This is a genomic window from Geobacillus sp. Sah69 (assembly GCF_001414205.1).
In the GTDB taxonomy this organism is placed as follows: domain Bacteria; phylum Bacillota; class Bacilli; order Bacillales; family Anoxybacillaceae; genus Geobacillus; species Geobacillus stearothermophilus.
Window position 1 is genome coordinate 41,840 of sequence record NZ_LLKS01000019.1, and the last position, 21,863, is coordinate 63,702.

A 21,863-nucleotide genomic window follows, 5' to 3' on the forward strand; every position below is an offset into this window, starting at 1 on the left:
GGAGCGATGCATGCCATTGCCTCTTGTTTTGTTATGAATGAGCCATCGGTTCGACTTGTCCACCCGTTTCGGAGAGAAGAAGCTGGGCGAGGGAAAAGCGGTCGCCTTCTTCGGAGGCAAGCTGACGGGCGCGGGCCATAATTTTGACGAGCGCCTCGTAATCTTCGTGCACCGTCGTCTGGCGCGCTTCCAAGCGTTCGGCCTTTTTGGCCAACTGTTCATTGCGAGCCTGCCACTCCGCCCGTTCCCGTTTCAGTCGCTCGTTTTCCCGGCGGGCGGCTTCCAGCTGCTCAACATCGTTCCGCAGCCTTTGCAAAAAGGAAATGCACTCGTCAAGCGTCAACGGGGCAGCCGGGAGAAACGGGGACGATCCCTCGGCAAGCTTCGGATCGTCAGGGGCGCCGAACGATACGGCGGCCGCCTCCTTTTGCCATTTTTTCATCATTTCCAATGCCCGTTTCCGTTCTTTTCGCTGTTTTTTTGCCTGTTCAATGGCTTCAAGGTGCCGTTTCCGCACCTCGGCGTTCCAGCGGAACCCGCATGCCGCCGCTGTGCGGTGCAGTTGTCTCCCAACGACTTCAAAAGCGGCAAGTTGCGTTTTTCCTTCGCGTATATATTGCAGCACCGTTTCAGCCAACAGTACATCTTCTTCATGTGACCAAGCATCCTGTCTTGTTTTCATGTTGTCCACCCCATCAAATGGTAATGTTGATATGGTCATAGTTTTTCCGTTTGATTTCCACTTTAAACTTCGCCCTTTTCATTTTTCCCATTTTCATGTATCATAGAAATAGTTTTGTATGACCGGTCAGTTCAAAACAATTAGACTGATTGGTCAAAATCGTGGGATGAGAGGTGGCATGATGACGTTTTTGACCAGGTTCAGTTTGAAAAATGCGGCAGCTGTGTTTGTATGTTCGTTTTTGCTCATGTTTCTAGGACTGTATTCCTTCTCCTCCTTGAAGGTCGATTTGCTGCCGAACATTGAATTTCCCCAGTTGTCGATTGAAGTGGTCTATCCTGGGGCTTCTCCGCAAGACGTGAATGAGGAGGTCACGGCCAAGCTCGAGGAAAAACTGAAGTCCCTTGACGGGCTTAAGCAAATGCAGAGTTCTTCCTATGAAGGAATGGCCGTTATGAATCTTGAATTTCCGTTTCGGACGGATATGGAGAAAATGGAGCGACAGGTCGAATCGCTCATTGATAAGGCAGGATTGCCCGATAATGTGCAAACGGAAGTCAATCGGTTTTCATTCGGTTCCATCCCGGTTTTCAACATTTCCTTGTTTGCCAAAAACGGAACCGATCTGCAAACGTTGCTGGAAACCGAAGTGATTCCAGAATTGAATAAAATCGACGGGGTGAATTCCGTTTCGATCGGTGGAGACAGCGAGCGCCTCATCCGGATCACAGTCGATCGGAAAAAGGCTGCTCAGGCGGGATTGAACTTGTCAGAGATTAAAAACCAAATCAATGAAAAGGTGTTGGCGTTCCCGGCTGGAACGTTGCAAACCGATACATGGCAAATTCCTGTTCGCGTCGAGGAAAAATTGAACACCATCCATGAGTTGAAAAATCTGAAACTCGTGCCGACAGCTGTTCCTATGGCGGCGAATGGATTGCAGCGCGTTGCGTCCGTGAAGCTTGGGGATATTGCGACGATTGAGGAAGTCAACGAGCAAAGCGAATTCGCCCGCTATAATTTGAAGCCATCGCTGTCGATGGCGGTGACGAAAAAACAAGATGCCAATACGAAGGACAGCGCTGACACCGCGAAAACCGTGGCCGTTTTCGAAAAAAAAATGCGCCGCATCGCGAATCAGCTCGCGCCCGGGGCAAAAGTGGGCGTGCAAGAGATGTCGAGCGGAGGGCCGCCAACGAATAATAACGTGAATATTGACTTATACTCCAATGATTTGGAGGCGCTCCAAACAGCAGCCAAACAGGTCGAGACGTATTTAAAACAACGCGATGATGTCAAAGATGTGACGAATAACTTGACGGAAAAGCAAAAACAAGTGATTGTCGCCATTGATCCGGAAAAGGCGGCCGCTTATGGCGTTTCGGGCATGCAATTGCTGGGGGCGGTGGCCGATGCGACCAAACCGGTCGATGTGGGGACGCTGAAACTCGGCGGCAAGGATGAGCAAGTCGAACTTTCGTATGATGAAACGTTGGGATCGATCGATGAGTTGAAAGAGCTTCCGATCGTGACGAGAAACGGAGTGATTCCACTTTCAGCTGTCGCCGAAGTGAAAGAGGCGGACGTGTATACGTCCATTCAAAAGCTGGACGGAAAAGTGTTTGCCCGCGTATCCGCCCAGATTGTCGGCGACAACATTCAGAAAGTAACGAATGATATTTCGAAACATGTAAATGATTTGAAAATCCCATCCGATGTCACAAGAAGGAGTAAGGAAGGAGAAAACATTGGGACGGAAAGAGGACATCATTGAAACGGCGATGAAATTATTCGCCGAAAAAGGCTATCACGCTACCTCCATGCAGGAAATAGCCGAGCGGAGCGGAGTAGCCAAAGGTTCGATTTACAATTATTTCAAATCAAAAGAAGAGTTGGCTGTATCGATTTTCCGCTACCATTATGAAGTCTTGTTTCGCCAGCTTAAACAAATCGAGGCTGATCCCGCCTTAACCGCGCGCGAGCGGTTAAGGCGTCAGTTGACTGTACAAATCCAGCTGTTTGACGAACATAAAGAGCTGGTGCAAATGCAGTTGGGCGAACAAGCTGTGAAGGTGAGCCATGAGGTGCAGCATCTGGTGTTTCGCATCCGCGCCCATACGCTCCACTGGTATCGCCGGGCGATTGAAGACATATACGGCGAACAAGTGCGTCCAGTTTCGTTTGATTGCGCGACGATGCTCAACGGAATGCTGAAAGAATATCTGATTTACTTGGCGGTAGACCGAAAGCCGCTGCTTCCTGAGAAGCTTGTCCCCTTCTTGCTCGATCGGCTTGATGCCATCGTTGCCAGCCTGCTTGACGGCAAGACGGGATTGCTCGATGAAACGGTGATGGCGGATTACATTGCTGCGGCGACCCAAGAGCGGAGTCAATGGAAAGAACGGGCCATCAGCTGTTTAGAGCGCATGGCGGCGTTGCGACCGGTTGAAGACGATATTCTTCGCTCGCTGCGCTTATTGAAGGAAGAACTCGAGAAAGGGGAGACAGCTAGGCGGTTTATGGTGGAGGCGCTTCTGCTCTATTTGGCGAAATACTCGCTTCCGCTGTACAATGAGTTGAAGGAGGCCATTGAACGCTATTTTTATTAAAACCACCGATTTTCCCACGGGGAGACGCCCCATTCGCCGAAAATGAATAGGCGGCATCGGAGGATGTCTGTGAACATAGCATCATCAATCTCAAGGAGGGGGGTCGGCATGCCCAAAACGACGGAGCCGCTTGCTTGGCGGATGCGGCCGCGGACGATCGATGAGATCGTTGGGCAACAGCACATCATTGGCCCTAGTACGCCGCTTTATAAAATGGTCAAAAAAGGTCATGTTCCATCGCTTTTGCTTTACGGAGAGCCGGGGACAGGGAAGACGTCGCTCGCTTACGCCATTGCCCGCACCGCCAGGCGCGAATGGGTCGCTATCAATGCGACGGCCGCCGGCAAAAAGGAAATCGAAGAGGCAGTCGAAGCGGCGCGCTGGTCAGGGAACGTCGTGTTGTTTATCGACGAAATCCATCGGCTGAATAAAGCGCAGCAAGACGTTTTGTTGCCGCATCTCGAATCCGGGCTCGTGACCTTGATTGGCGCCACAACGGAAAACCCGTTTCACGAGGTCAATCCCGCCATTCGCAGCCGCTGCGGGCAAATCCAACAACTGAAACCGCTCAAGCCAGATGACCTCATGATCATTCTGAAGCGGGCGCTCGCTGATCCGGAACGAGGGGTCGGCGAGCCGCCGGTTGTCATTGACGAGTCGTTGTTATGGCGCATCGCCGAGGCAGCCGGTGGGGATGCGCGCGTCGCGCTTTCGCTTCTGGAGGCGGCGGTTGCGGCTGCCGATGAGCGCCACGGCCGCTTGTATATTGATGAGGATATCGTGGCTTCATGCACCGCAAACCGCGGTTTTACCCATGACAAATATGGCGATCATTATTATTCGTTGTTGTCCGCGTTTCAAAAAAGTGTGCGCGGCAGCGATACCGATGCCGCGCTTCATTATTTGGCCCGTCTGCTTGAAGGCGGAGACTTGGCGTCCGTTTGCCGGAGATTGCTTGTGATGGCTTATGAGGACATCGGACTTGCCAATCCGATGATGGGAGTGAAAGTACAGGCAGCGGTCGAAGCGGCGGAACGCCTCGGACTGCCGGAAGCGCGCATTCCGCTCGCGGTTGTGACGATTGAACTCTGTTTAAGCCCGAAATCCAACAGTGCTTACAAGGCGCTGGACGCTGCCATTGCCGATGTCCGTTCCGGCAAGCTTGGCGATATTCCGGATCATTTAAAAGACGCTCATTACAAAGGGGCGGCTGCACTCGGGCGTGGACAAGGCTACTTGTATCCGCACGATTATCCGAACGGCTGGGTGGCGCAAGCGTATTTGCCCTCCGCTCTGGAAGGCGTCCGCTATTATGAACCGAAAGAGCATGGCGAGGAAAAACATTACGCCAAGGTGTACCGGCGGCTTGAGCAGTTGAAACAAGAGGTCAAGGTTCAGCCGTGAAGGGAAAGGGATTTTTATGATATAATAACATAGGCGTTTCATGCTCGCTTTGACCGAGCTGACCGGATGGAACGTGGCGTACATTCGCATCGGGATCGAAGCGTTCGTGCTGTTGGCCGGCTGGTTGCTCGGCGGCCCGGTGTCGTTTGGCACGTTCCTTTTTTGTGTGACGATCGGTTCGATGCCGGCTTGGTGCTGCCGTAATGCCAAAAGGTCGCAAGCCGCCTGCTTGGACCGGCCGCCGGCACTCGGCCGCAAGGGTTAAGCGGTTAGGAGGGATATGAATGAAGATTTCGACGAAAGGCCGATATGGCTTGACGATTATGATTGAATTGGCCAAAAAATATGGCGATCGTCCGATCTCGCTTCGTTCGATCGCCAAGGCGAACAATTTATCTGAACATTATTTAGAGCAGCTCGTCACGCCGTTGCGCAACGCCGGGCTCGTCAAAAGCATTCGTGGAGCGTATGGCGGCTATGTGCTCGCTGAGCATCCGGCGAAAATCACCGCCGGCGACATTTTGCGCGTGTTGGAGGGGCCGCTGACCCCGGTCGAGGAGCTCGAGGAGGAAGAGCCGGCGAAGCGCGAGCTATGGATTCGCATCCGCGATGCGGTCGAGGAAGTGCTCGACAGCACAACGCTCGAAGATTTGGCGAAGTATAGCGACGGGGATGAAGGGGCATATATGTTTTATATTTAAGCAACAGAAAGGAAAGGAGAATGACCGTTGGAACGGATTTATTTGGACCATGCGGCAACTTCCCCTGTCCATCCAGACGTAGCTGCCGGTATGGTTCAGTGGATGACGGAACAGTTCGGCAACCCGTCAAGCATCCATCATTTTGGACGGCAGAGCCGCCGCGCGGTCGATGAAGCGAGGGCTGTTGTCGCCCGCTCGATTGGGGCGAAAGAGACGGAGATTGTGTTTACAAGCGGCGGCACGGAAGCGGATAACTTTGCGGTCATCGGAACGGCCATAGCGAACCGTGGCCGCGGCAATCATATCATTACAACCGCCATCGAGCATCATGCGGTGCTGCGCGCTTGTGAATATTTAGAGACGCAAGGGTTTAAGGTCACGTATTTGCCCGTTGACGAACAAGGGACCGTATCGGTCGAGGATGTCAAGGCCGCGCTGCGCGATGAGACCGTTTTGGTGTCGGTCATGTTTGCCAACAACGAAGTCGGCACGATCCAGCCGATTCGAGAAATCGGGGCGCTGCTTCGCGATCATCCGGCTTATTTCCATACGGACGCCGTCCAGGCGTACGGGCTTCTTCCGATCGATGTGAATGAATACGGGATCGATTTGCTGTCGATTTCTGCTCATAAAATCAACGGCCCGAAAGGAAGCGGAGCTTTGTATGTCCGGGAAACGGTCCGCATCACTCCGCTCTTTTTCGGCGGCGAACAGGAGCGGAAGCGGCGCGCCGGCACGGAAAACGTCCCCGGCATCATCGGCTTGGCGCAGGCGGCGGAAATCGCTGAGCGAACAAGGGAAGAGAAACGTCGGCAATATGCGGCGTGGCGCGAGGCGATGCTTGCGATTTTCCGCTCCTCAGGGATCGATTATGCGGTCAACGGCCGCCCGGATGGCCTGCCGCATATTTTGAATGTCGCCTTCCCGGGAACGAATGTCGAATCGCTGCTCGTGAACTTGGATTTAGCCGACATTGCCGCCTCGAGCGGGTCAGCATGCACCGCCGGATCAATCGACCCGTCGCACGTGCTTGTCGCGATGTGCGGAAAAGAGTCGGAGCGCATCCGTTCGTCTGTGCGCTTCAGCTTCGGGCTCGGCAATACGATGGAACAAATTGAGCGGGCGGCCGAGGAAACAGTGAAGATCATAAAGCGGCTCACAAACCGCTAAAGGAGGATGTAAGGGATTTTGTCGAAAAATATTTTTTGGACACCCCTGAGAGGCCGAAAAGCCTTGATAAATCAACATTTCTAGAGGGAGGGAAACAGCATGAACAAAGCGCCGCACGAAACGCGCGTCGTCGTCGGCATGTCCGGCGGGGTCGACTCGTCGGTCGCTGCGCTGCTATTGAAAGAACAAGGATATGATGTGATCGGCATTTTTATGAAAAACTGGGATGACACCGATGAAAACGGCGTTTGCACGGCGACTGAGGACTACGAAGACGTCGTGCGCGTTTGCAATCAAATCGGTATCCCGTATTATGCGGTCAATTTTGAAAAACAGTATTGGGACAAAGTGTTTACGTACTTTTTGAATGAATACAAAGCCGGGCGCACGCCGAACCCGGACGTGATGTGCAATAAGGAAATTAAGTTCAAGGCGTTTTTAGAGCACGCCATGTCGATCGGCGCCGATTACATCGCAACTGGCCATTACGCCCGCGTCGAGTTTCGCGATGGCGAATATAAAATGCTGCGTGGAGCCGACCCGAACAAAGACCAAACGTACTTTTTAAACCAGCTCGGCCAAGCTCAGCTGTCGAAAGTGATGTTTCCGATCGGCCATTTGCAGAAAGCGGACGTGCGCCGGATCGCCAAAGAGGCTGGACTCGCCACCGCTGGAAAAAAAGACAGCACGGGCATTTGCTTTATCGGCGAACGCGATTTCAAAGAATTTTTGAGCCATTATTTGCCGGCTCAGCCGGGAGTGATGAAAACGCTCGATGGCGAAGTGAAAGGGCGGCATGACGGCGTCATGTATTACACGATCGGCCAGCGCCACGGCCTTGGCATTGGCGGCGGCGGCGAGCCGTGGTTTGTCGTCGGCAAGGATGTGCGCGAAAACGTGTTGTATGTCGCCCAAGGGTTTGAAAACGATTATTTGTACTCCACATCATTAAAAGCGATCGATGTCAACTGGGTGTCTGACCGCAAACCGGAAGCGCCGTTCCGCTGTACGGCGAAATTCCGCTATCGCCAGCCGGATGTCGGCGTCGAAGTTCGACCGCTTCCAGACGGCAAAGCCGAAGTCGTGTTCGATGAGCCGGCGCGGGCGGTGACGCCGGGGCAGGCGGTTGTGTTCTACAACGGCGAGGAGTGTCTTGGCGGCGGCATCATCGATGAAGTGTTCCGCAACGGCGAAAAGCTTTGGTATGTTGGTTGACGGATGTGCCGGTGCGCACGATCTTCAACCAGGCTATTAGGCTGGAGGCCATTGCTTGAAAATCACGTTGAATCAGGGAGGGGATGGGCGGTGGCCAATTTCAACGAACAAGGCTTGAGGTATATGCGCGAGGGGAAGTATGAGGAAGCCATCCGCTGTTTTTCCGCTGCGGTCGAACAGCATCCGGACGATCCAGCCGGGTACATTAACATTGGCACGGTTCTCGTTGCTGCCGGTGAAGAAGAGAAGGCGCTTGACTGTTTCCGGCAGGCGTTGAAAATTGACAAGAAGGCGGCGGCCGCGTATTACGGCATGGGTACAGTGCATTATAAGCGTGAGCAGTTCGCGAAAGCGAAAGATATGTTTGAGCGCGCGCTAGGGCTTGGTCTTGACGATGCCGATACGCATTTTATGCTCGGCATGTCCTTATGGCGGCTCGAGATGCCGCGGCTGGCGCTGCCGTATTTGCAGCGCGCGGCTGAGCTGAACGAGACGGATGCCGAAGCGCTGTTTCAGCTTGGCCTTTGCCTCGCCACGCTCGATTATGTCGATGAGGCGAAGCGTTATTTCGAAAAAACGTTGGAACTCGATCCGCGCCACGCTGATGCGTACTACAATTTAGGCGTCATTTATGCGTACAAAGATGAGCTCGATGCCGCCCGCAATATGTTTGCCGCTGCCTTGGAAGCCAAGCCCGATCACGTGCTTGCCGGATACGGAAAGAAACTGATGGAAAAGCGGCTTACGCCGTAAAAAGGCAGGGGGATGGCTGTTGCAAGAGCAACAAATCCTCGCCCTTGACGGACGCACGTTCATTAAAGGAGTGTGCTTGGCGGTCATTTTTCATAATGAGGAAACATTGTACACGGTCGTCCGCGTGCGCGTTGAGGAAACGAACGAAGCGCCCGTTGAGGAGGAAGTCGTCGTCACCGGCTATTTTCCGCGTTTAAACGAAGGGGACGTCTACATCTTTTACGGACAATTCCGCCAACATCCGCGTTTTGGCCGCCAATATGCGGCTAGTCAGTTCCGCAAACAGCTTCCGAACACGAAAGAAGGAGTCATTCATTATTTATCGAGCGGTTTGTTTAAAGGAATCGGCAAAAAAACGGCTGCGGCGATTGTCGAGACGCTCGGCGAAAACGCGATCGCCGCGATTTTGCGCGACCCCAGGGCGCTAGAGCGTGTGCCGAAGCTCACGAAAAAAAAGGCGAAGCAGCTGTACGATGCGCTTCGCGCCCACGAAGGGCTTGAGCAAACGATGATCGCCCTCGCCCAGCTCGGTTTTGGCCCGCAGCTGGCCATGAAAATTTACCAAGCGTATGGCGAAGAAGCGGTTGACATCATCCACGAGAACCCGTACCAGCTCGTTGAGGATATCGAAGGGATCGGCTTTGGCCGCGCTGATGAAATCGGGCGCCAGCTCGGCATTTCCGGCAGCCATCCGGCCCGGCTGCGCGCCGCCTCGTTGTTTGTTCTTGAACAGGCGTGCTTGCAGGAAGGGCACGTTTATTTGCGCGAGGAAGAGCTGATGGAGCGCATCGGGGAGCTGCTTGACGGAAGGCTGAGCGGTGCGGTGGATGGACGAGCGATCAGCCAAACGCTTCTGATGTTAAGCGAAGAAGGGAAGCTGATCGCCGAGCAAGGGCGTTATTATCTCCCTTCCCTTTACTTCGCCGAGAAAGGGATCGTCTCCAACATTAAGCGGCTGCTCGGGCAGACGCCGCCGTCGGCGTTTGCCGAGTCGGAGTTTTTGCTGGCGCTTGGGGCGCTTGAGGAACGGCTTGGCATGCAATATGCCCCCCAGCAAAGGGAAGCGATCCAACAAGCGCTTTCTTCGACGCTGTTTATTTTGACCGGCGGTCCGGGAACGGGGAAAACGACGGTCATCAAAGGCATCGTCGAGCTGTTTGCCGCCCTAAACGGCCTGTCTCTTGACCCGGATGACTACAAACAAGGCGAGCCGTTTCCGGTGCTGCTGGCCGCACCGACCGGCCGAGCGGCGAAGCGGATGAGCGAGGCGACCGGGCTGCCGGCGGCGACGATCCACCGCTTGCTTGGCTGGAATGGGGCGGAAGGGTTCAGCCGCGACGAGAACGAACCGATTTCCGGCAAGCTGCTTGTCATCGATGAGATGTCGATGGTCGACACGTGGCTCGCCAACCAGCTGTTAAAAGCCGTGCCAAACGGCATGCAAGTCATTTTTGTCGGCGATGAGGATCAATTGCCATCCGTCGGGCCAGGGCAAGTGCTGAAAGACTTGCTCTCTTCAGGCGTCATTCCGTTCGCTCGGTTGACCGAGGTGTATCGCCAGGCGGAAGGATCATCGATCATCGAGCTCGCTCATGAGATGAAGCGCGGCGTCGTGCCGGACGATTTGACCGCTCCGAAGGCAGACCGTTCATTCATCCGCTGCCGTGCGGGCCAGGTCGTCGATGTCGTGCGGCAAATCGCGGACAACGCGCGCAAAAAAGGGTTTTCCGTCAAAGATATTCAAGTGCTCGCCCCGATGTACCGTGGTCCAGCGGGCATTGACCAATTGAACAAAGCGCTTCAAGAGCTGTTCAACCCGCCGGCTGAGGGGAAGCGGGAGCTGTCGGTCGGTGAGATCGTCTACCGCGTCGGCGATAAGGTGCTGCAGCTCGTCAATCAACCGGAAGACAATGTGTTTAACGGCGACATCGGCGAAATCGTTGCCATTTTTTACGCCAAAGAAAATATCGAAAAGCAAGACTTGCTCGTCGTCTCGTTTGATGGCATTGAAGTGACGTACACACGGCAAGATTTAGGACAAATCACCCATGCGTACTGCTGTTCGGTTCATAAGGCGCAAGGAAGCGAGTTTCCAATCGTCATTTTGCCCGTCGTCAAAAGCTATTACCGGATGTTGAAACGGAATTTGTTGTATACTGCGGTGACAAGAAGCAAGCAGTTTCTCGTTTTATGCGGGGAAGAGGAAGCGTTTCGATTCGGCGTCGCAAAACAAAGCGACGGAGCGCGCCAGACGGCGCTCGCTGAGAAGCTGGCGGGGGCGGCGGCGCCGTTTGTCGAGGTCGAACTGCCGTTTGAAGAGGCGAACATGGGGATGGAAAACGTTACGCCGTATGACTTTATGGGCGATGAGCCAAGCTAAAGGTGGCTGGAAAGGTGGGAGAACGATGCGGACGTTTTCCGACGTCAAAGGGCTTCCCATTTATGAGCAAACGACAGGGAAAGCGGTCGGGACGATCGCGGACATTTGGTTTACCAGCCACGGCACGGTCAAAGGGTTGGTAGCGGAACGGGGCGGTTTGTTTGGCCGCCGCCGCTACTTGCCGCTTTCCGCCGTGCAGTCGTTCGAAAACGACCGAGTCATCATCTGTGATGCCGATAGCTTCCAGTTGTTTCCTTCTTCTGACAGCGGCCACTCTCTTTACGGCGAACGCGGCCTCGCCGGCAGCATGGTTGTCGCCGCGGACGGAACAACGATCGGACTGTTGGATGACGTATATTTTGACGGGCAATTGGGCAAAATTGACGGATACGAGATCAGCGAGGGATTTTTTTCCGATTTGACCGAAGGAAAGAAACGGATGAAGGCAGTTCCGTTCACCGCCAGGGAAGGCGTGATCACCGTGGAAACTATGATGTAAGGAGAGTGGCTGTCGATGCTCATTTGCCCCAATTGCAAGCGAAAAAATCTGGGGAAAATTGGTGTCAACCAGTATTATTGCTGGGATTGCTTCATTGAGCTGTCCGTCTCGAAAGGGATGATCCACGCCCATCAAGTGGAAGAAGACGGAACGTTGAGTTCTCTTGACGACTTGTTTGACGACCACGAACGCACGATCCAATTTTAGGGGGGACACGCATGAACCGGATGATGACGTCGCTGTTAGCAGTCGGATTAGGCGTCGCCGCTTATCAGCTCGCCCAACGAAACGATTGGATGAACGGTCGCACGATGCGGAGGATGCGCCGCCGCTTGATGCAAGCGATCCGCTGACGGCGCTCGCCCTCGCCTTTGCGCGGGGGCGTCGCCTTGTGGCTGTCAAATAGTGCTAAAAGCGGTGAAGGCATATTTCCCGCCGCATCTCCTACACTAAACGGTAGGAGGTGTGGCGATGGGCGAGCAACAATGGCTGTCGTTCTTTCGCATCGGAAAATGGCTGCTCATGACGGCAATCATCTATTTGATCGTTCGGATGAAAGACGTTTGGCGGCCGGTCATTGATTTTATCGCAACGGTGTTGACGCCGTTTTTGCTGGCGTCGTTTATTACGTATTTGCTCTACCCGCTTGTGGAATCCATCCATCGCAAAGGAATGCCGCGCGCCCTTGCCATTTTGTTGATTTATTTGTTGTTTTTCGGTTTGGTCGGTTACGGCTTGTACCGCGGCGTGCCGCTATTCATCGCCCAGTTGCGTGAACTGGATGAACAGCTGCCGTCTTTGATGAATACATACCGACAATGGGTGCGCCACATCCACGACGAGACGTCGAATTGGCCGCTTGAGGTGCACACACGCATCGAGGCGATGTTTGGCGAGATCGAGCAGGCAGCGGCGGCCGCCGTCGCGATGGCGATCAACGCCGCCAAATCGTTCATCGGTTCGGCGGCGACGCTGTTGATCATTCCGTTTATCGTCTTCTATATGTTAAAAGACATCGATGTGTTGAAAAAAGCGATTTGGTACATGACACCGAAGCGGTGGCGTGGGCCGGGGATGACGTTTTTGAAGGATGTCGATGAATCGCTCGGCGGCTACATTCGCGGCCAGCTGTTCGTCTGTGCAGCGATCGGTCTTGCGGCATCGCTCGGCCTTTGGCTCGCCGGCATGGACTATCCGCTTTTGCTAGGATTTATCATCGGGCTGACGAACATCATTCCGTACTTCGGCCCGTTGCTCGGCGCGATTCCGGCTGTGATTTTGGCGGCGACCATCTCGCTCAAAATGGTGATCATCGTGCTGATCATCATTTTTGCCTTGCAGTTTCTTGAAGGGAACGTTTTATCACCGTTCATTGTCGGCAAAAGCGTGCATATGCATCCGCTTGTCATTATGTTCGCGCTGTTTGCCGGCGGCGAGCTGGCCGGCGTGCTCGGCCTCATCCTCGCCGTCCCGACTGCAGCAGTGCTGAAAGTGGCCGTATCGCACTGGAAAGAACATTACGCCTCGCATTGACAAACGCTTGCTGCTTGTCTATAATCTTTCAATGAACAAAGCGAATACATAACGCGATGACGGATCGAGTATGTTGCAGTCCATCTTAACGCGCAACCGGCGCACAGAGAGGAATTTCCGCGGCTGAAAGAAATTCCAGATGAAGGGCAACAGAAGGCTAATCCGGAGCGCAGGCAAAACCTGACGCAAGGCTGCGTTACGGCCGAAGAGGTGATGGGCATTTTCTGCCCATAAACAGGGTGGTACCGCGAGCGCAACTCTCGTCCCTGCCAAGGGATGGGAGTTTTTTTATAGAAAAAACAAAGGGGAGGATCATCATGAAGAAACTGACATCTGCCGAAGTGCGGCGCATGTTTTTAGAGTTTTTCCAGGAAAAAGGCCATATGGTGGAGCCGAGCGCATCGCTCATTCCGGTTGACGACCCGTCGCTGCTGTGGATCAACAGCGGCGTCGCGACGTTGAAAAAGTATTTTGACGGCCGCATCATTCCCGAAAATCCGCGCATTTGCAATGCGCAAAAATCGATTCGCACGAACGATATCGAAAATGTCGGGAAAACGGCGCGCCACCATACGTTTTTTGAAATGCTCGGCAACTTTTCGATCGGCGATTATTTCAAGCGTGAAGCGATCCATTGGGCATGGGAGTTTTTAACGAGCGACAAATGGCTCGGTTTTGATCCGGAACGGTTGTCCGTCACGATCCATCCGGAAGACGAGGAAGCGTACAACATTTGGCGCAACGAAATCGGCTTGCCAAAAGAGCGGATCATTCGCCTTGAAGGCAACTTCTGGGACATCGGCGAAGGCCCGAGCGGCCCGAATACGGAAATTTTTTATGACCGCGGTGAAGCGTTCGGCAACGACCCGAACGACCCGGAGCTGTACCCAGGCGGGGAAAACGAGCGCTACTTGGAAGTATGGAACCTTGTCTTTTCGCAGTTCAACCATAACCCGGACGGCACGTACACGCCGCTGCCGAAGAAAAACATCGACACCGGCATGGGCTTGGAGCGGATGTGCTCGATTTTGCAAGATGTGCCGACAAACTTTGAAACCGACTTGTTTATGCCGATCATCCGCGCCACCGAGCAAATTTCCGGCGAACGGTATGGCGAAGATCCGGAGAAAGACGTCGCGTTTAAAGTGATCGCCGACCATATTCGCGCGGTGACGTTTGCGATCGGCGATGGGGCGCTGCCGTCCAACGAGGGCCGCGGCTATGTGCTGCGCCGCCTGCTCCGCCGCGCCGTGCGCTACGCGAAACACATCGGCATTGAGCGTCCGTTTATGTACGAGCTCGTCCCGGTTGTCGGCGAAATTATGCATGACTATTATCCGGAAGTGAAAGAAAAAGCCGATTTTATCGCCCGCGTCATCCGCAGTGAGGAGGAGCGGTTCCATGAGACGCTTCACGAAGGGCTCGCCATTTTAAGCAACGTGATCGAGAAGGCCAAATCCGAAGGAAGCGACGTCATCCCCGGCGAGGACGTGTTCCGTCTGTACGATACGTACGGCTTCCCGATCGAGCTGACGGAGGAATACGCGGCAGAAGCGGGAATGAAAGTCGACCATGACGGGTTTGAACGAGAAATGGAACGGCAGCGCGAACGGGCACGCGCCGCCCGCCAAGACGTGGATTCGATGCAGGTGCAAGGCGGCGTCCTTGGCGACATTAAAGACGAAAGCCGCTTCGTCGGTTACGATGAGCTCGTCGCTTCTTCCACCGTTCTCGCCATCGTCAAAGACGGACAGCTTGTCGAGGAAGTCCGCGCCGGCGAAGAGGCGCAAATCATCGTCGATGTGACGCCATTTTACGCCGAAAGCGGCGGACAAATCGCTGACCAAGGCGTGTTTGAAAGCGAAACAGGAACAGCGGTCGTCAAAGATGTGCAAAAAGCGCCGAACGGCCAACATCTTCATGCGATCATCGTCGAGAGTGGTACGGTGAAAAAAGGTGCGGTGTATACGGCGCGCGTTGATGAAGCGAAACGGGCCCGCATTATCAAAAACCATACGGCAACCCATTTGCTCCATCAAGCGCTAAAAGACGTGCTCGGCCGCCATGTCAACCAAGCGGGGTCGCTTGTCACCCCGGACCGGCTTCGTTTTGACTTCACCCATTTTGGGCAAGTGAAGCCAGAGGAGCTCGAGCGCATCGAAGCCATCGTCAACGAACAAATTTGGAAAAGCCTCCCGGTTGACATTTTTTATAAACCGCTCGAGGAAGCGAAAGCGATGGGCGCGATGGCGCTGTTTGGCGAAAAATACGGCGACATCGTCCGCGTCGTCAAAGTCGGCGACTACAGCCTCGAGCTGTGCGGAGGCTGCCATGTGCCCAACACATCAGCCATCGGCCTGTTTAAAATCGTCTCCGAATCGGGCATCGGCGCCGGCACGCGTCGGATTGAAGCGGTGACCGGAGAAGCGGCATACCGCTTTATGAGTGAACAGCTGGCTATTTTGCAAGAGGCGGCGCAAAAGCTGAAAACAAGCCCGAAAGAATTGAATGCGCGTCTTGACGGACTGTTTGCCGAGCTGAAAGAGCTCGAGCGCGAAAATGAATCGCTTGCTGCCCGCCTCGCCCATATGGAAGCTGAGCACCTCACCCGTCAAGTGAAAGATGTAAACGGCGTGCCGGTGTTGGCGGCAAAAGTGCAGGCCAATGACATGAATCAACTGCGGGCCATGGCTGATGATTTGAAACAAAAGCTCGGCACGGCGGTCATCGTGTTGGCGTCCGCCCAGGGCGGAAAAGTGCAACTGATTGCCGCAGTAACGGACGATTTGGTGAAAAAAGGATTCCATGCCGGCAAGCTGGTGAAAGAAGTAGCGTCGCGTTGCGGTGGGGGCGGCGGCGGGCGCCCGGATTTGGCGCAAGCTGGCGGCAAGGACCCAAGCAAGGTCGGCGAAGCGCTCGGTTATGTCGAAACATGGGTGAAATCCGTTTCCTAATTGGCGCGGATCGTGTACAATGGATGTAAAAGGACGGGGTGCCTGAATAAGGAGCGAGGTGGAAACGGTGAGTTCGTTTGACCAAACGATGCAGTTTCATTTTTCCGAAGAGCCGGCGGAAACGAATGTCCGCGAAGTGTTGTTGACGGTGTATGACGCCTTGAAAGAAAAAGGCTACAACCCGATCAACCAAATTGTCGGCTACCTGCTGTCCGGCGACCCGGCTTACATCCCGCGCCATAAAGATGCGCGCGCGCTCATCCGCAAAATTGAACGCGACGAATTAATCGAGGAATTGGTGAAATTCTATTTACAGGGGCAACGAAAGGATTAACCTGATGCGGACGCTAGGATTAGATTTGGGAACGAAAACGCTCGGCGTTGCCGTTAGCGACGAACTCGGCCTTACAGCGCAAGGATTGGAGACGATCGCCATTGATACGGAGCGCGGCGACTACGGCTTAAAGCGGCTGCGCGCCCTTATCGATGAGTACGGCGTCGATGCGATCGTCGTCGGATGGCCGAAAAACATGAACGGCACGCTCGGACCGCGCGCTGAGGCAAGCGAGCGGTTCGCCGCCAAACTGCGCGAGGAGTTTTCTTTGCCCGTTGTGCTTTGGGATGAACGGCTGTCGACGATGGCCGCCGAACGGATGTTGATCGCTGCCGACGTCAGCCGGAAAAAGCGGCGGAAAGTGATCGACAAAATGGCGGCGGCCGTCATTTTGCAGTCATATTTGGACAGTAAACGATAAATTGGAGGAGAAAACATGGAACACGGAGACCGTCATATTACCGTTGTCGACGAACATGGCAACGAGCAGCTGTGCGAAATTTTGTTTACGTTTGAATCGGACGATTTTGGCAAATCGTACGTGTTTTACTATCCGGTCGGCGCCGAAGCCGAAGATGAGGACGGCGAGACAGAGGTGCACGTCTCAGCCTTTGTCCCAGGCAATGAAAACGAAGAGGGCGAGCTGCTCCCGATCGAAACGGAAGAAGAATGGGATATGATTGAAGAAGTGTGGAATACGTTTTGCGCCGAGCAAGAAGGAGAAGACGAGGCGTAACGGACAAAACGGCTGCCTGCGGGCGGCCGTTTTTTAGCGTCCAAAGGCGAAAAATGCCGAAAGTTGTAGTATAATATGGCCGATGAAAGGAGGCTGGAAATGAACCGGAATGGTTTCAAGGCGCCCAAGGCGCGGCTTGGACGGAAAACCGTCTTGATCGTCTGCGCCGTCCTGCTGGCTGCAATCGTCATCGCCGGCGCCGGCAGTTTTTTCTACATCCGTTCGGCGTTCCAGCCGGTTGCTCCGAACGATCGCACTCCTGTCCATGTGTCGATTCCGGTCGGCTCATCGGCGGCGGATATTGCCGAACAGCTTGAACGAAAGCGGCTCATTAAAAGCGCGGCCGTCTTTCGCTTCTATGTTCGCTGGAAAAACGAGTCAGGCTTTCAAGCGGGGGAGTATGAGCTGACGCGGGCGATGCCGATGGCGCGCATCATCGAGCTATTGCAAACCGGCCGGTCGCTAAAAATCGGATTGAAGCTCACCATTCCAGAAGGATCGCAACTTGTGCAAATCGCTGCCATCATCGCCGCCAAAACCGGGTACAAGCAGGAAGACGTGATGAAGCTGTTGAACGATCGCGCGTATATTGAACAGCTTCGCCGCACGTACCCTGAGTTGTTGACAGCGGACATTTTTCAGCGCGGCATTCGTTATCCGCTTGAAGGCTACCTGTTTCCGGCCACTTACGTGTTTGCCGACCAAAAGCCGCCGCTTCCGGAGATCATTGAGGCGATGGTCGCGAAAACGGCGGAGGTGCTTGGTCAATACAAAGAGACGATGAAAGAAAAACAATTGTCGCCGCATCGATTGTTGACCATGTCGTCGTTAATCGAAGAAGAGGCGACCGAGAAAGCCGACCGCGAAAAAATCGCCAGCGTCTTTTACAACCGGCTGCGCATCGGCATGCCGCTGCAAACCGATCCGACCGTCCTGTACGCGCTCGGCAAACATAAAGATCGGGTGCTGTATAAAGACTTGCAAGTTGATTCGCCGTATAATACCTACATTCATCAAGGGCTGCCGCCCGGTCCGATCGCCAACGCCGGCGAGATGTCGATCGAAGCGGCGCTTCAGCCGGCTGCGACCGACTATTTATACTTTCTGGCCACTCCGGCGGGCGACGTCATTTTCACGAAAACGCTCGCCGAGCATAACCGCGAAAAAGCGAAATACATTGGGAAACAATAGCGCAAACTGGAAGTTGCTTGCTCAATGGGCAAAACGGCTTCGCTTTTTTGCCCGTTTATGATACTATAATAAAGTTGAACAGCGCCCCCGCCTGAATCGGGCGGCGGCCAACGATAAGAGTCGGTTGGCGGCTCTTATTTTTCATGCTGATGACATGATCGACGGAGGAGGAGTCCTCTTGCTTTCAGAACATATCGTCCGTTATTTGCGGCAGTTGCGCCCGGCGCCGGATGCAGAAATCGCGGAAATGGAGCGGTACGCCCGCGAACAGCGCGTGCCGATCATCGATCCGGTGAGCATGGAAGTGCTGCTGTTTGTGTTGAACTTGGCTGCGCCGCGCCGCATTTTGGAAATCGGCACCGCGATCGGCTATTCGGCGATCCGGATGGCGAAGGCGCTGCCGGATGTGCGCATTGTGACGATTGAAAAAGACCGGGAGCGGTACGAGCGCGCCCGTTTTTATATCGAGAAAATGAACATAGCCGGACGGATTGAGGTGATTTTGGGCGATGCGCTTGACGCTGTGGCGGATGCGGCAGCGGCGGCGCCGTTTGATGTGCTGTTTATCGACGCGGCCAAAGGGCAATATGAGCGCTTTTTTACGCTGTATGAGCCGCTTCTGGCCGAGGGCGGCCTTGTCATTAGCGACAACGTGCTGTTTAAAGGGCTTGTCGCGGCTGAAGAGCCTGCGGGCAATAAGCGGCTGTGGAACATCGCGCAAAAAATCCGGCGCTACAATGAATGGCTGATGGCCCGGAGCGATTACGACACGGTCATCATTCCCGTTGGAGACGGGCTGGCTATATCGAAAAAACGAGGTGAACGAGAATGAAAAAACCGGAATTGCTCGTCACGCCGACGAGCGTTTCCCATATTGAGGAATTGGCTGAAGCGGGAGCGGACGCTGTAATGATCGGCGAACAGCGCTATGGCTTGCGGCTTGCCGGCGAATTTTCCCGCGCCGACGTTGCTGCGGCCATCGAAGCGGCTCACCGGCACGGCATGAACGTGTATGTGGCGATGAACGCCATTTTTCATAATGACAAAGTCGATGAACTGGGCGATTATATCGCTTTTGTCGCCGCCGCCGGCGCTGACGCCATCGTGTTTGGCGACCCGGCCGTGCTGTTGACGGTTCGCGAGGCCGCCCCTCATATGAAGCTCCACTGGAGCACGGAAACGACGGCGACGAACTGGTATACGTGCAACTATTGGGGGCGAAAAGGAGCGAAGCGCGCTGTCTTGGCCCGCGAGTTGAACATGGACGCCATTTTGGAAATCAAAGCCCATGCCGAAGTGGAAATCGAAGTGCAAGTGCATGGGGCGACGTGCATGTACCAATCGAAGCGTTCGCTCATCGGCAACTACTTCGAGTATCAAGGAAAAGTGATGGAAATTGAACGAAAAAAATATGAAAAAGGGATGTTTTTATACGACAAGGAGCGCGACAACAAATATCCGATTTTTGAAGATGAAAACGGCACGCATATTATGAGCCCAAACGATGTTTGCATCATCGACGAGCTTGGCGACATGATCGAAGCCGGCATTGACAGCTTCAAAATCGATGGCATTTTGCATGAGCCTCGCTACATTACGGAAGTGACAAAGCTGTACCGCCGCGCCATTGATATGTGCGCCAAAGACCGCGAGCAGTATGAGCGGAAAAAAGAGGAGCTGCTTGCCGCTGTTGAGGCGCTCCAACCGCCGCACCGCCGATTGGACACCGGATTTTTCTTCAAAGAGACGATTTATTGACAAAGGAGGGAGAACGAATGCTGCTGAAAAACGACCGCATTTCCGAAATCGTTGACGGCAAGCGCGTCATTGTGAAAAAACCGGAATTGCTTGCGCCGGCCGGCAACCTGGAAAAGCTGAAAATTGCCGTCCATTACGGGGCGGATGCCGTCTTTATCGGCGGCCAAGAGTACAGCCTGCGCGCCAACGCCGACAACTTCACGATTGACGAAATTCGCGAAGGAGTTGAATTTGCCAACCGATACGGAGCAAAAGTATACGTCACGGCCAACATTTATGCGCATAATGAAAACATTCCCGGCCTTGACGACTATTTGCGGGCGCTCGAAGATGCCGGCGTCCATGGCATTATCGTCGCCGACCCGCTCATTATTGAGACGGCGCGCCGGGTGGCGCCGAAGCTTGAAGTGCATTTAAGCACCCAGCAATCGCTTTCGAACTGGAAAGCGGTCCAGTTTTGGAAAGAGGAAGGGCTCGAGCGGGTCGTGCTCGCCCGCGAGGTAAGCGCCGAGGAAATTCGGCAAATCAAAGAAAAAGTCGATATCGAAATCGAGGCGTTCATCCACGGAGCGATGTGTTCCGCCTACTCGGGCCGCTGCGTGTTGAGCAACCATATGACGGCGCGCGACTCGAACCGCGGCGGGTGCTGCCAGTCGTGCCGCTGGGACTATGACTTGTACCAGCTGGCTGACGGACGGGAAATCCCGCTGTTTGCTGAGGGCGATGCTCCGTTTGCCATGAGCGCGAAAGATTTAAACCTCATCCGCGCCATTCCGGCGATGATTGAGCTTGGCGTTGACAGCTTGAAAATTGAAGGGCGGATGAAGTCGATCCATTATGTGGCGACGGTTGTGAGCGTCTACCGGAAAGTGATTGACGCCTACTGTGCCGACCCGGATCATTTCACGATCCGCGAAGAGTGGGTGCGGGAGCTTGACAAGTGCGCCAACCGCGAAACAGCGCCGTCTTTTTTTGACGGGTTTCCGGATTATACGAACCATATGTACGGTACGCACAGCCGGAAGACGACACATGAGTTTGCCGGCCTTGTGCTTGGCTACGATCCGGAGACCGGCATCGCCACCATCCAGCAGCGCAACCATTTTAAACCGGGTGATGAGGTCGAATTTTTCGGCCCGGAAATCGAAAACTTTACCCAAGTGATCGATACTATTTGGGATGAAGATGGCAACAAGCTCGATGCGGCCCGCCACCCGCTGCAAATCGTCAAAGTGCGAGTTAAACGCCCTCTCTTCCCGTACAACATGATGAGAAAGGAGAATTGAGATGGCGGACAAGCCCGTTGTCATCGGCGTCGCCGGCGGCTCCGGCTCGGGAAAGACGAGCGTTGCCCGCGCAATTTATGACCATTTCGGCGATCACTCGATTCTTGTGCTCGAGCAAGATTTTTATTACAAGGACCAAAGCCATCTCCCGTTTGAAGAGCGGCTGAAGACGAACTACGACCATCCGTTGGCGTTTGACAACGACTTGTTGATCGAGCACGTTCATCGGCTGCTTCGCTACGAGCCGATCGACAAGCCGGTGTATGACTATAAGCTGCATACCCGTTCGAACGAAGTCGTCCGCGTCGAGCCGAAGGATGTCATTATTTTGGAAGGCATTCTCGTTTTGGAGGATGAGCGGCTCCGCAATTTGATGGACATCAAAGTGTACGTCGACACCGACCCGGACATTCGCATCATCCGCCGCCTCATCCGCGATATGAAAGAGCGCGGCCGCACGTTTGATTCGGTCATTGAGCAGTATTTGTCCGTCGTGCGGCCGATGCACAACCAGTTTGTCGAACCGACGAAACGCTACGCGGACGTGATCATTCCAGAAGGCGGGCAAAACGCAGTCGCCATCGATTTAATGGTGGCAAAAATTCGCACAGTTCTTGAACAAAAAGCGTTTTTATAATAACATAACAGAGACAAAACA

The 21,863-nt window shown here is 54.3% G+C and carries 22 protein-coding genes and 1 pseudogene; 22 read left to right on the plus strand and 1 reads right to left on the minus strand.

What is annotated here, in order from left to right; genetic code table 11:
- Nucleotides 1-31 precede the first annotated feature (31 nt).
- Complete coding sequence (locus tag AP057_RS01995) at nt 32-682, minus strand: RsfA family transcriptional regulator (RefSeq protein WP_049625200.1); 651 nt, start codon at nt 680-682, stop codon at nt 32-34.
- A 181-nt stretch (nt 683-863) separates the two neighbouring features.
- Here AP057_RS01995 and AP057_RS02000 point away from each other — a divergent pair.
- From AP057_RS02000 to udk, 22 genes and pseudogenes are all read left to right on the plus strand, one after another.
- Nucleotides 864-2,429: pseudogene (locus AP057_RS02000) on the plus strand (efflux RND transporter permease subunit); the annotation flags it as partial.
- Between the two features lies 1 nt (nt 2,430).
- On the plus strand, nt 2,431-3,291 hold the full coding sequence (locus AP057_RS02005) for a TetR/AcrR family transcriptional regulator (RefSeq protein ID WP_055357951.1): 861 nt from the start codon (nt 2,431-2,433) through the stop codon (nt 3,289-3,291).
- A 108-nt stretch (nt 3,292-3,399) separates the two neighbouring features.
- The gene (locus AP057_RS02010) at nt 3,400-4,695 is read left to right on the plus strand and encodes a replication-associated recombination protein A (protein ID WP_055357952.1); all 1,296 of its coding nucleotides are present in this window, start codon (nt 3,400-3,402) and stop codon (nt 4,693-4,695) included.
- Between the two features lie 40 nt (nt 4,696-4,735).
- Entirely contained in the window at nt 4,736-4,960 is a 225-nt protein-coding gene (locus AP057_RS02015; RefSeq protein WP_055357953.1) for a hypothetical protein, read from the plus strand.
- 19 nt (nt 4,961-4,979) lie between these two features.
- Nucleotides 4,980-5,396, plus strand: coding sequence for a cysteine metabolism transcriptional regulator CymR (cymR, locus tag AP057_RS02020; protein ID WP_011232042.1), 417 nt, complete (start codon nt 4,980-4,982; stop codon nt 5,394-5,396).
- 27 nt (nt 5,397-5,423) lie between these two features.
- Nucleotides 5,424-6,566, plus strand: coding sequence for a cysteine desulfurase family protein (locus AP057_RS02025; RefSeq protein WP_055357954.1), 1,143 nt, complete (start codon nt 5,424-5,426; stop codon nt 6,564-6,566).
- A 99-nt stretch (nt 6,567-6,665) separates the two neighbouring features.
- Nucleotides 6,666-7,781, plus strand: a complete 1,116-nt coding sequence (gene mnmA, locus AP057_RS02030; RefSeq protein WP_033014767.1) for a tRNA 2-thiouridine(34) synthase MnmA — start codon at nt 6,666-6,668, stop codon at nt 7,779-7,781.
- Between the two features lie 90 nt (nt 7,782-7,871).
- Complete coding sequence (locus AP057_RS02035; RefSeq protein ID WP_082432185.1) at nt 7,872-8,534, plus strand: tetratricopeptide repeat protein; 663 nt, start codon at nt 7,872-7,874, stop codon at nt 8,532-8,534.
- Nucleotides 8,535-8,553: 19 nt separating this feature from the next.
- A complete protein-coding gene (locus tag AP057_RS02040) occupies nt 8,554-10,914 on the plus strand; it encodes an ATP-dependent RecD-like DNA helicase (protein WP_055357955.1) in 2,361 nt (786 codons plus the stop codon).
- Nucleotides 10,915-10,939: 25 nt separating this feature from the next.
- Nucleotides 10,940-11,413 (plus strand): PRC-barrel domain-containing protein, encoded by a 474-nt coding sequence (locus AP057_RS02045; protein WP_033014765.1) that lies wholly within the window; start codon nt 10,940-10,942, stop codon nt 11,411-11,413.
- A gap of 15 nt (nt 11,414-11,428) precedes the next feature.
- Nucleotides 11,429-11,620, plus strand: a complete 192-nt coding sequence (locus AP057_RS02050) for a hypothetical protein (RefSeq protein ID WP_008881018.1) — start codon at nt 11,429-11,431, stop codon at nt 11,618-11,620.
- An 11-nt stretch (nt 11,621-11,631) separates the two neighbouring features.
- Complete coding sequence (locus AP057_RS15930; protein WP_013144658.1) at nt 11,632-11,766, plus strand: YrzQ family protein; 135 nt, start codon at nt 11,632-11,634, stop codon at nt 11,764-11,766.
- 118 nt (nt 11,767-11,884) lie between these two features.
- The gene (locus AP057_RS02055; protein WP_055357956.1) at nt 11,885-12,946 is read left to right on the plus strand and encodes an AI-2E family transporter; all 1,062 of its coding nucleotides are present in this window, start codon (nt 11,885-11,887) and stop codon (nt 12,944-12,946) included.
- A 317-nt stretch (nt 12,947-13,263) separates the two neighbouring features.
- Complete coding sequence (gene alaS / locus AP057_RS02060) at nt 13,264-15,900, plus strand: alanine--tRNA ligase (RefSeq protein WP_033014758.1); 2,637 nt, start codon at nt 13,264-13,266, stop codon at nt 15,898-15,900.
- A 67-nt stretch (nt 15,901-15,967) separates the two neighbouring features.
- Nucleotides 15,968-16,234 carry an IreB family regulatory phosphoprotein gene (locus tag AP057_RS02065; protein WP_055358087.1) on the plus strand — a complete coding sequence of 89 codons (267 nt, stop codon included), beginning with the start codon at nt 15,968-15,970 and terminating at the stop codon, nt 16,232-16,234.
- A gap of 4 nt (nt 16,235-16,238) precedes the next feature.
- Nucleotides 16,239-16,655 carry a Holliday junction resolvase RuvX gene (gene ruvX / locus AP057_RS02070; protein WP_055357957.1) on the plus strand — a complete coding sequence of 139 codons (417 nt, stop codon included), beginning with the start codon at nt 16,239-16,241 and terminating at the stop codon, nt 16,653-16,655.
- Nucleotides 16,656-16,670: 15 nt separating this feature from the next.
- Complete coding sequence (locus AP057_RS02075; RefSeq protein WP_044743322.1) at nt 16,671-16,970, plus strand: DUF1292 domain-containing protein; 300 nt, start codon at nt 16,671-16,673, stop codon at nt 16,968-16,970.
- A 99-nt stretch (nt 16,971-17,069) separates the two neighbouring features.
- Entirely contained in the window at nt 17,070-18,161 is a 1,092-nt protein-coding gene (mltG, locus tag AP057_RS02080) for an endolytic transglycosylase MltG (RefSeq protein ID WP_055357958.1), read from the plus strand.
- Between the two features lie 178 nt (nt 18,162-18,339).
- Entirely contained in the window at nt 18,340-18,993 is a 654-nt protein-coding gene (locus tag AP057_RS02085) for an O-methyltransferase (RefSeq protein WP_033014754.1), read from the plus strand.
- The gene (locus tag AP057_RS02090) at nt 18,990-19,919 is read left to right on the plus strand and encodes a peptidase U32 family protein (protein WP_055357959.1); all 930 of its coding nucleotides are present in this window, start codon (nt 18,990-18,992) and stop codon (nt 19,917-19,919) included. The genes AP057_RS02085 and AP057_RS02090 overlap by 4 nt, the downstream gene beginning before the upstream one ends.
- Before the next feature lie 17 nt (nt 19,920-19,936).
- Nucleotides 19,937-21,205, plus strand: a complete 1,269-nt coding sequence (locus AP057_RS02095) for a U32 family peptidase (protein ID WP_033014753.1) — start codon at nt 19,937-19,939, stop codon at nt 21,203-21,205.
- Nucleotide 21,206: 1 nt separating this feature from the next.
- Nucleotides 21,207-21,842: a uridine kinase gene (gene udk, locus AP057_RS02100; RefSeq protein ID WP_033014751.1), complete on the plus strand. Its 636-nt coding sequence runs from the start codon at nt 21,207-21,209 to the stop codon at nt 21,840-21,842.
- Nucleotides 21,843-21,863 lie beyond the last annotated feature (21 nt).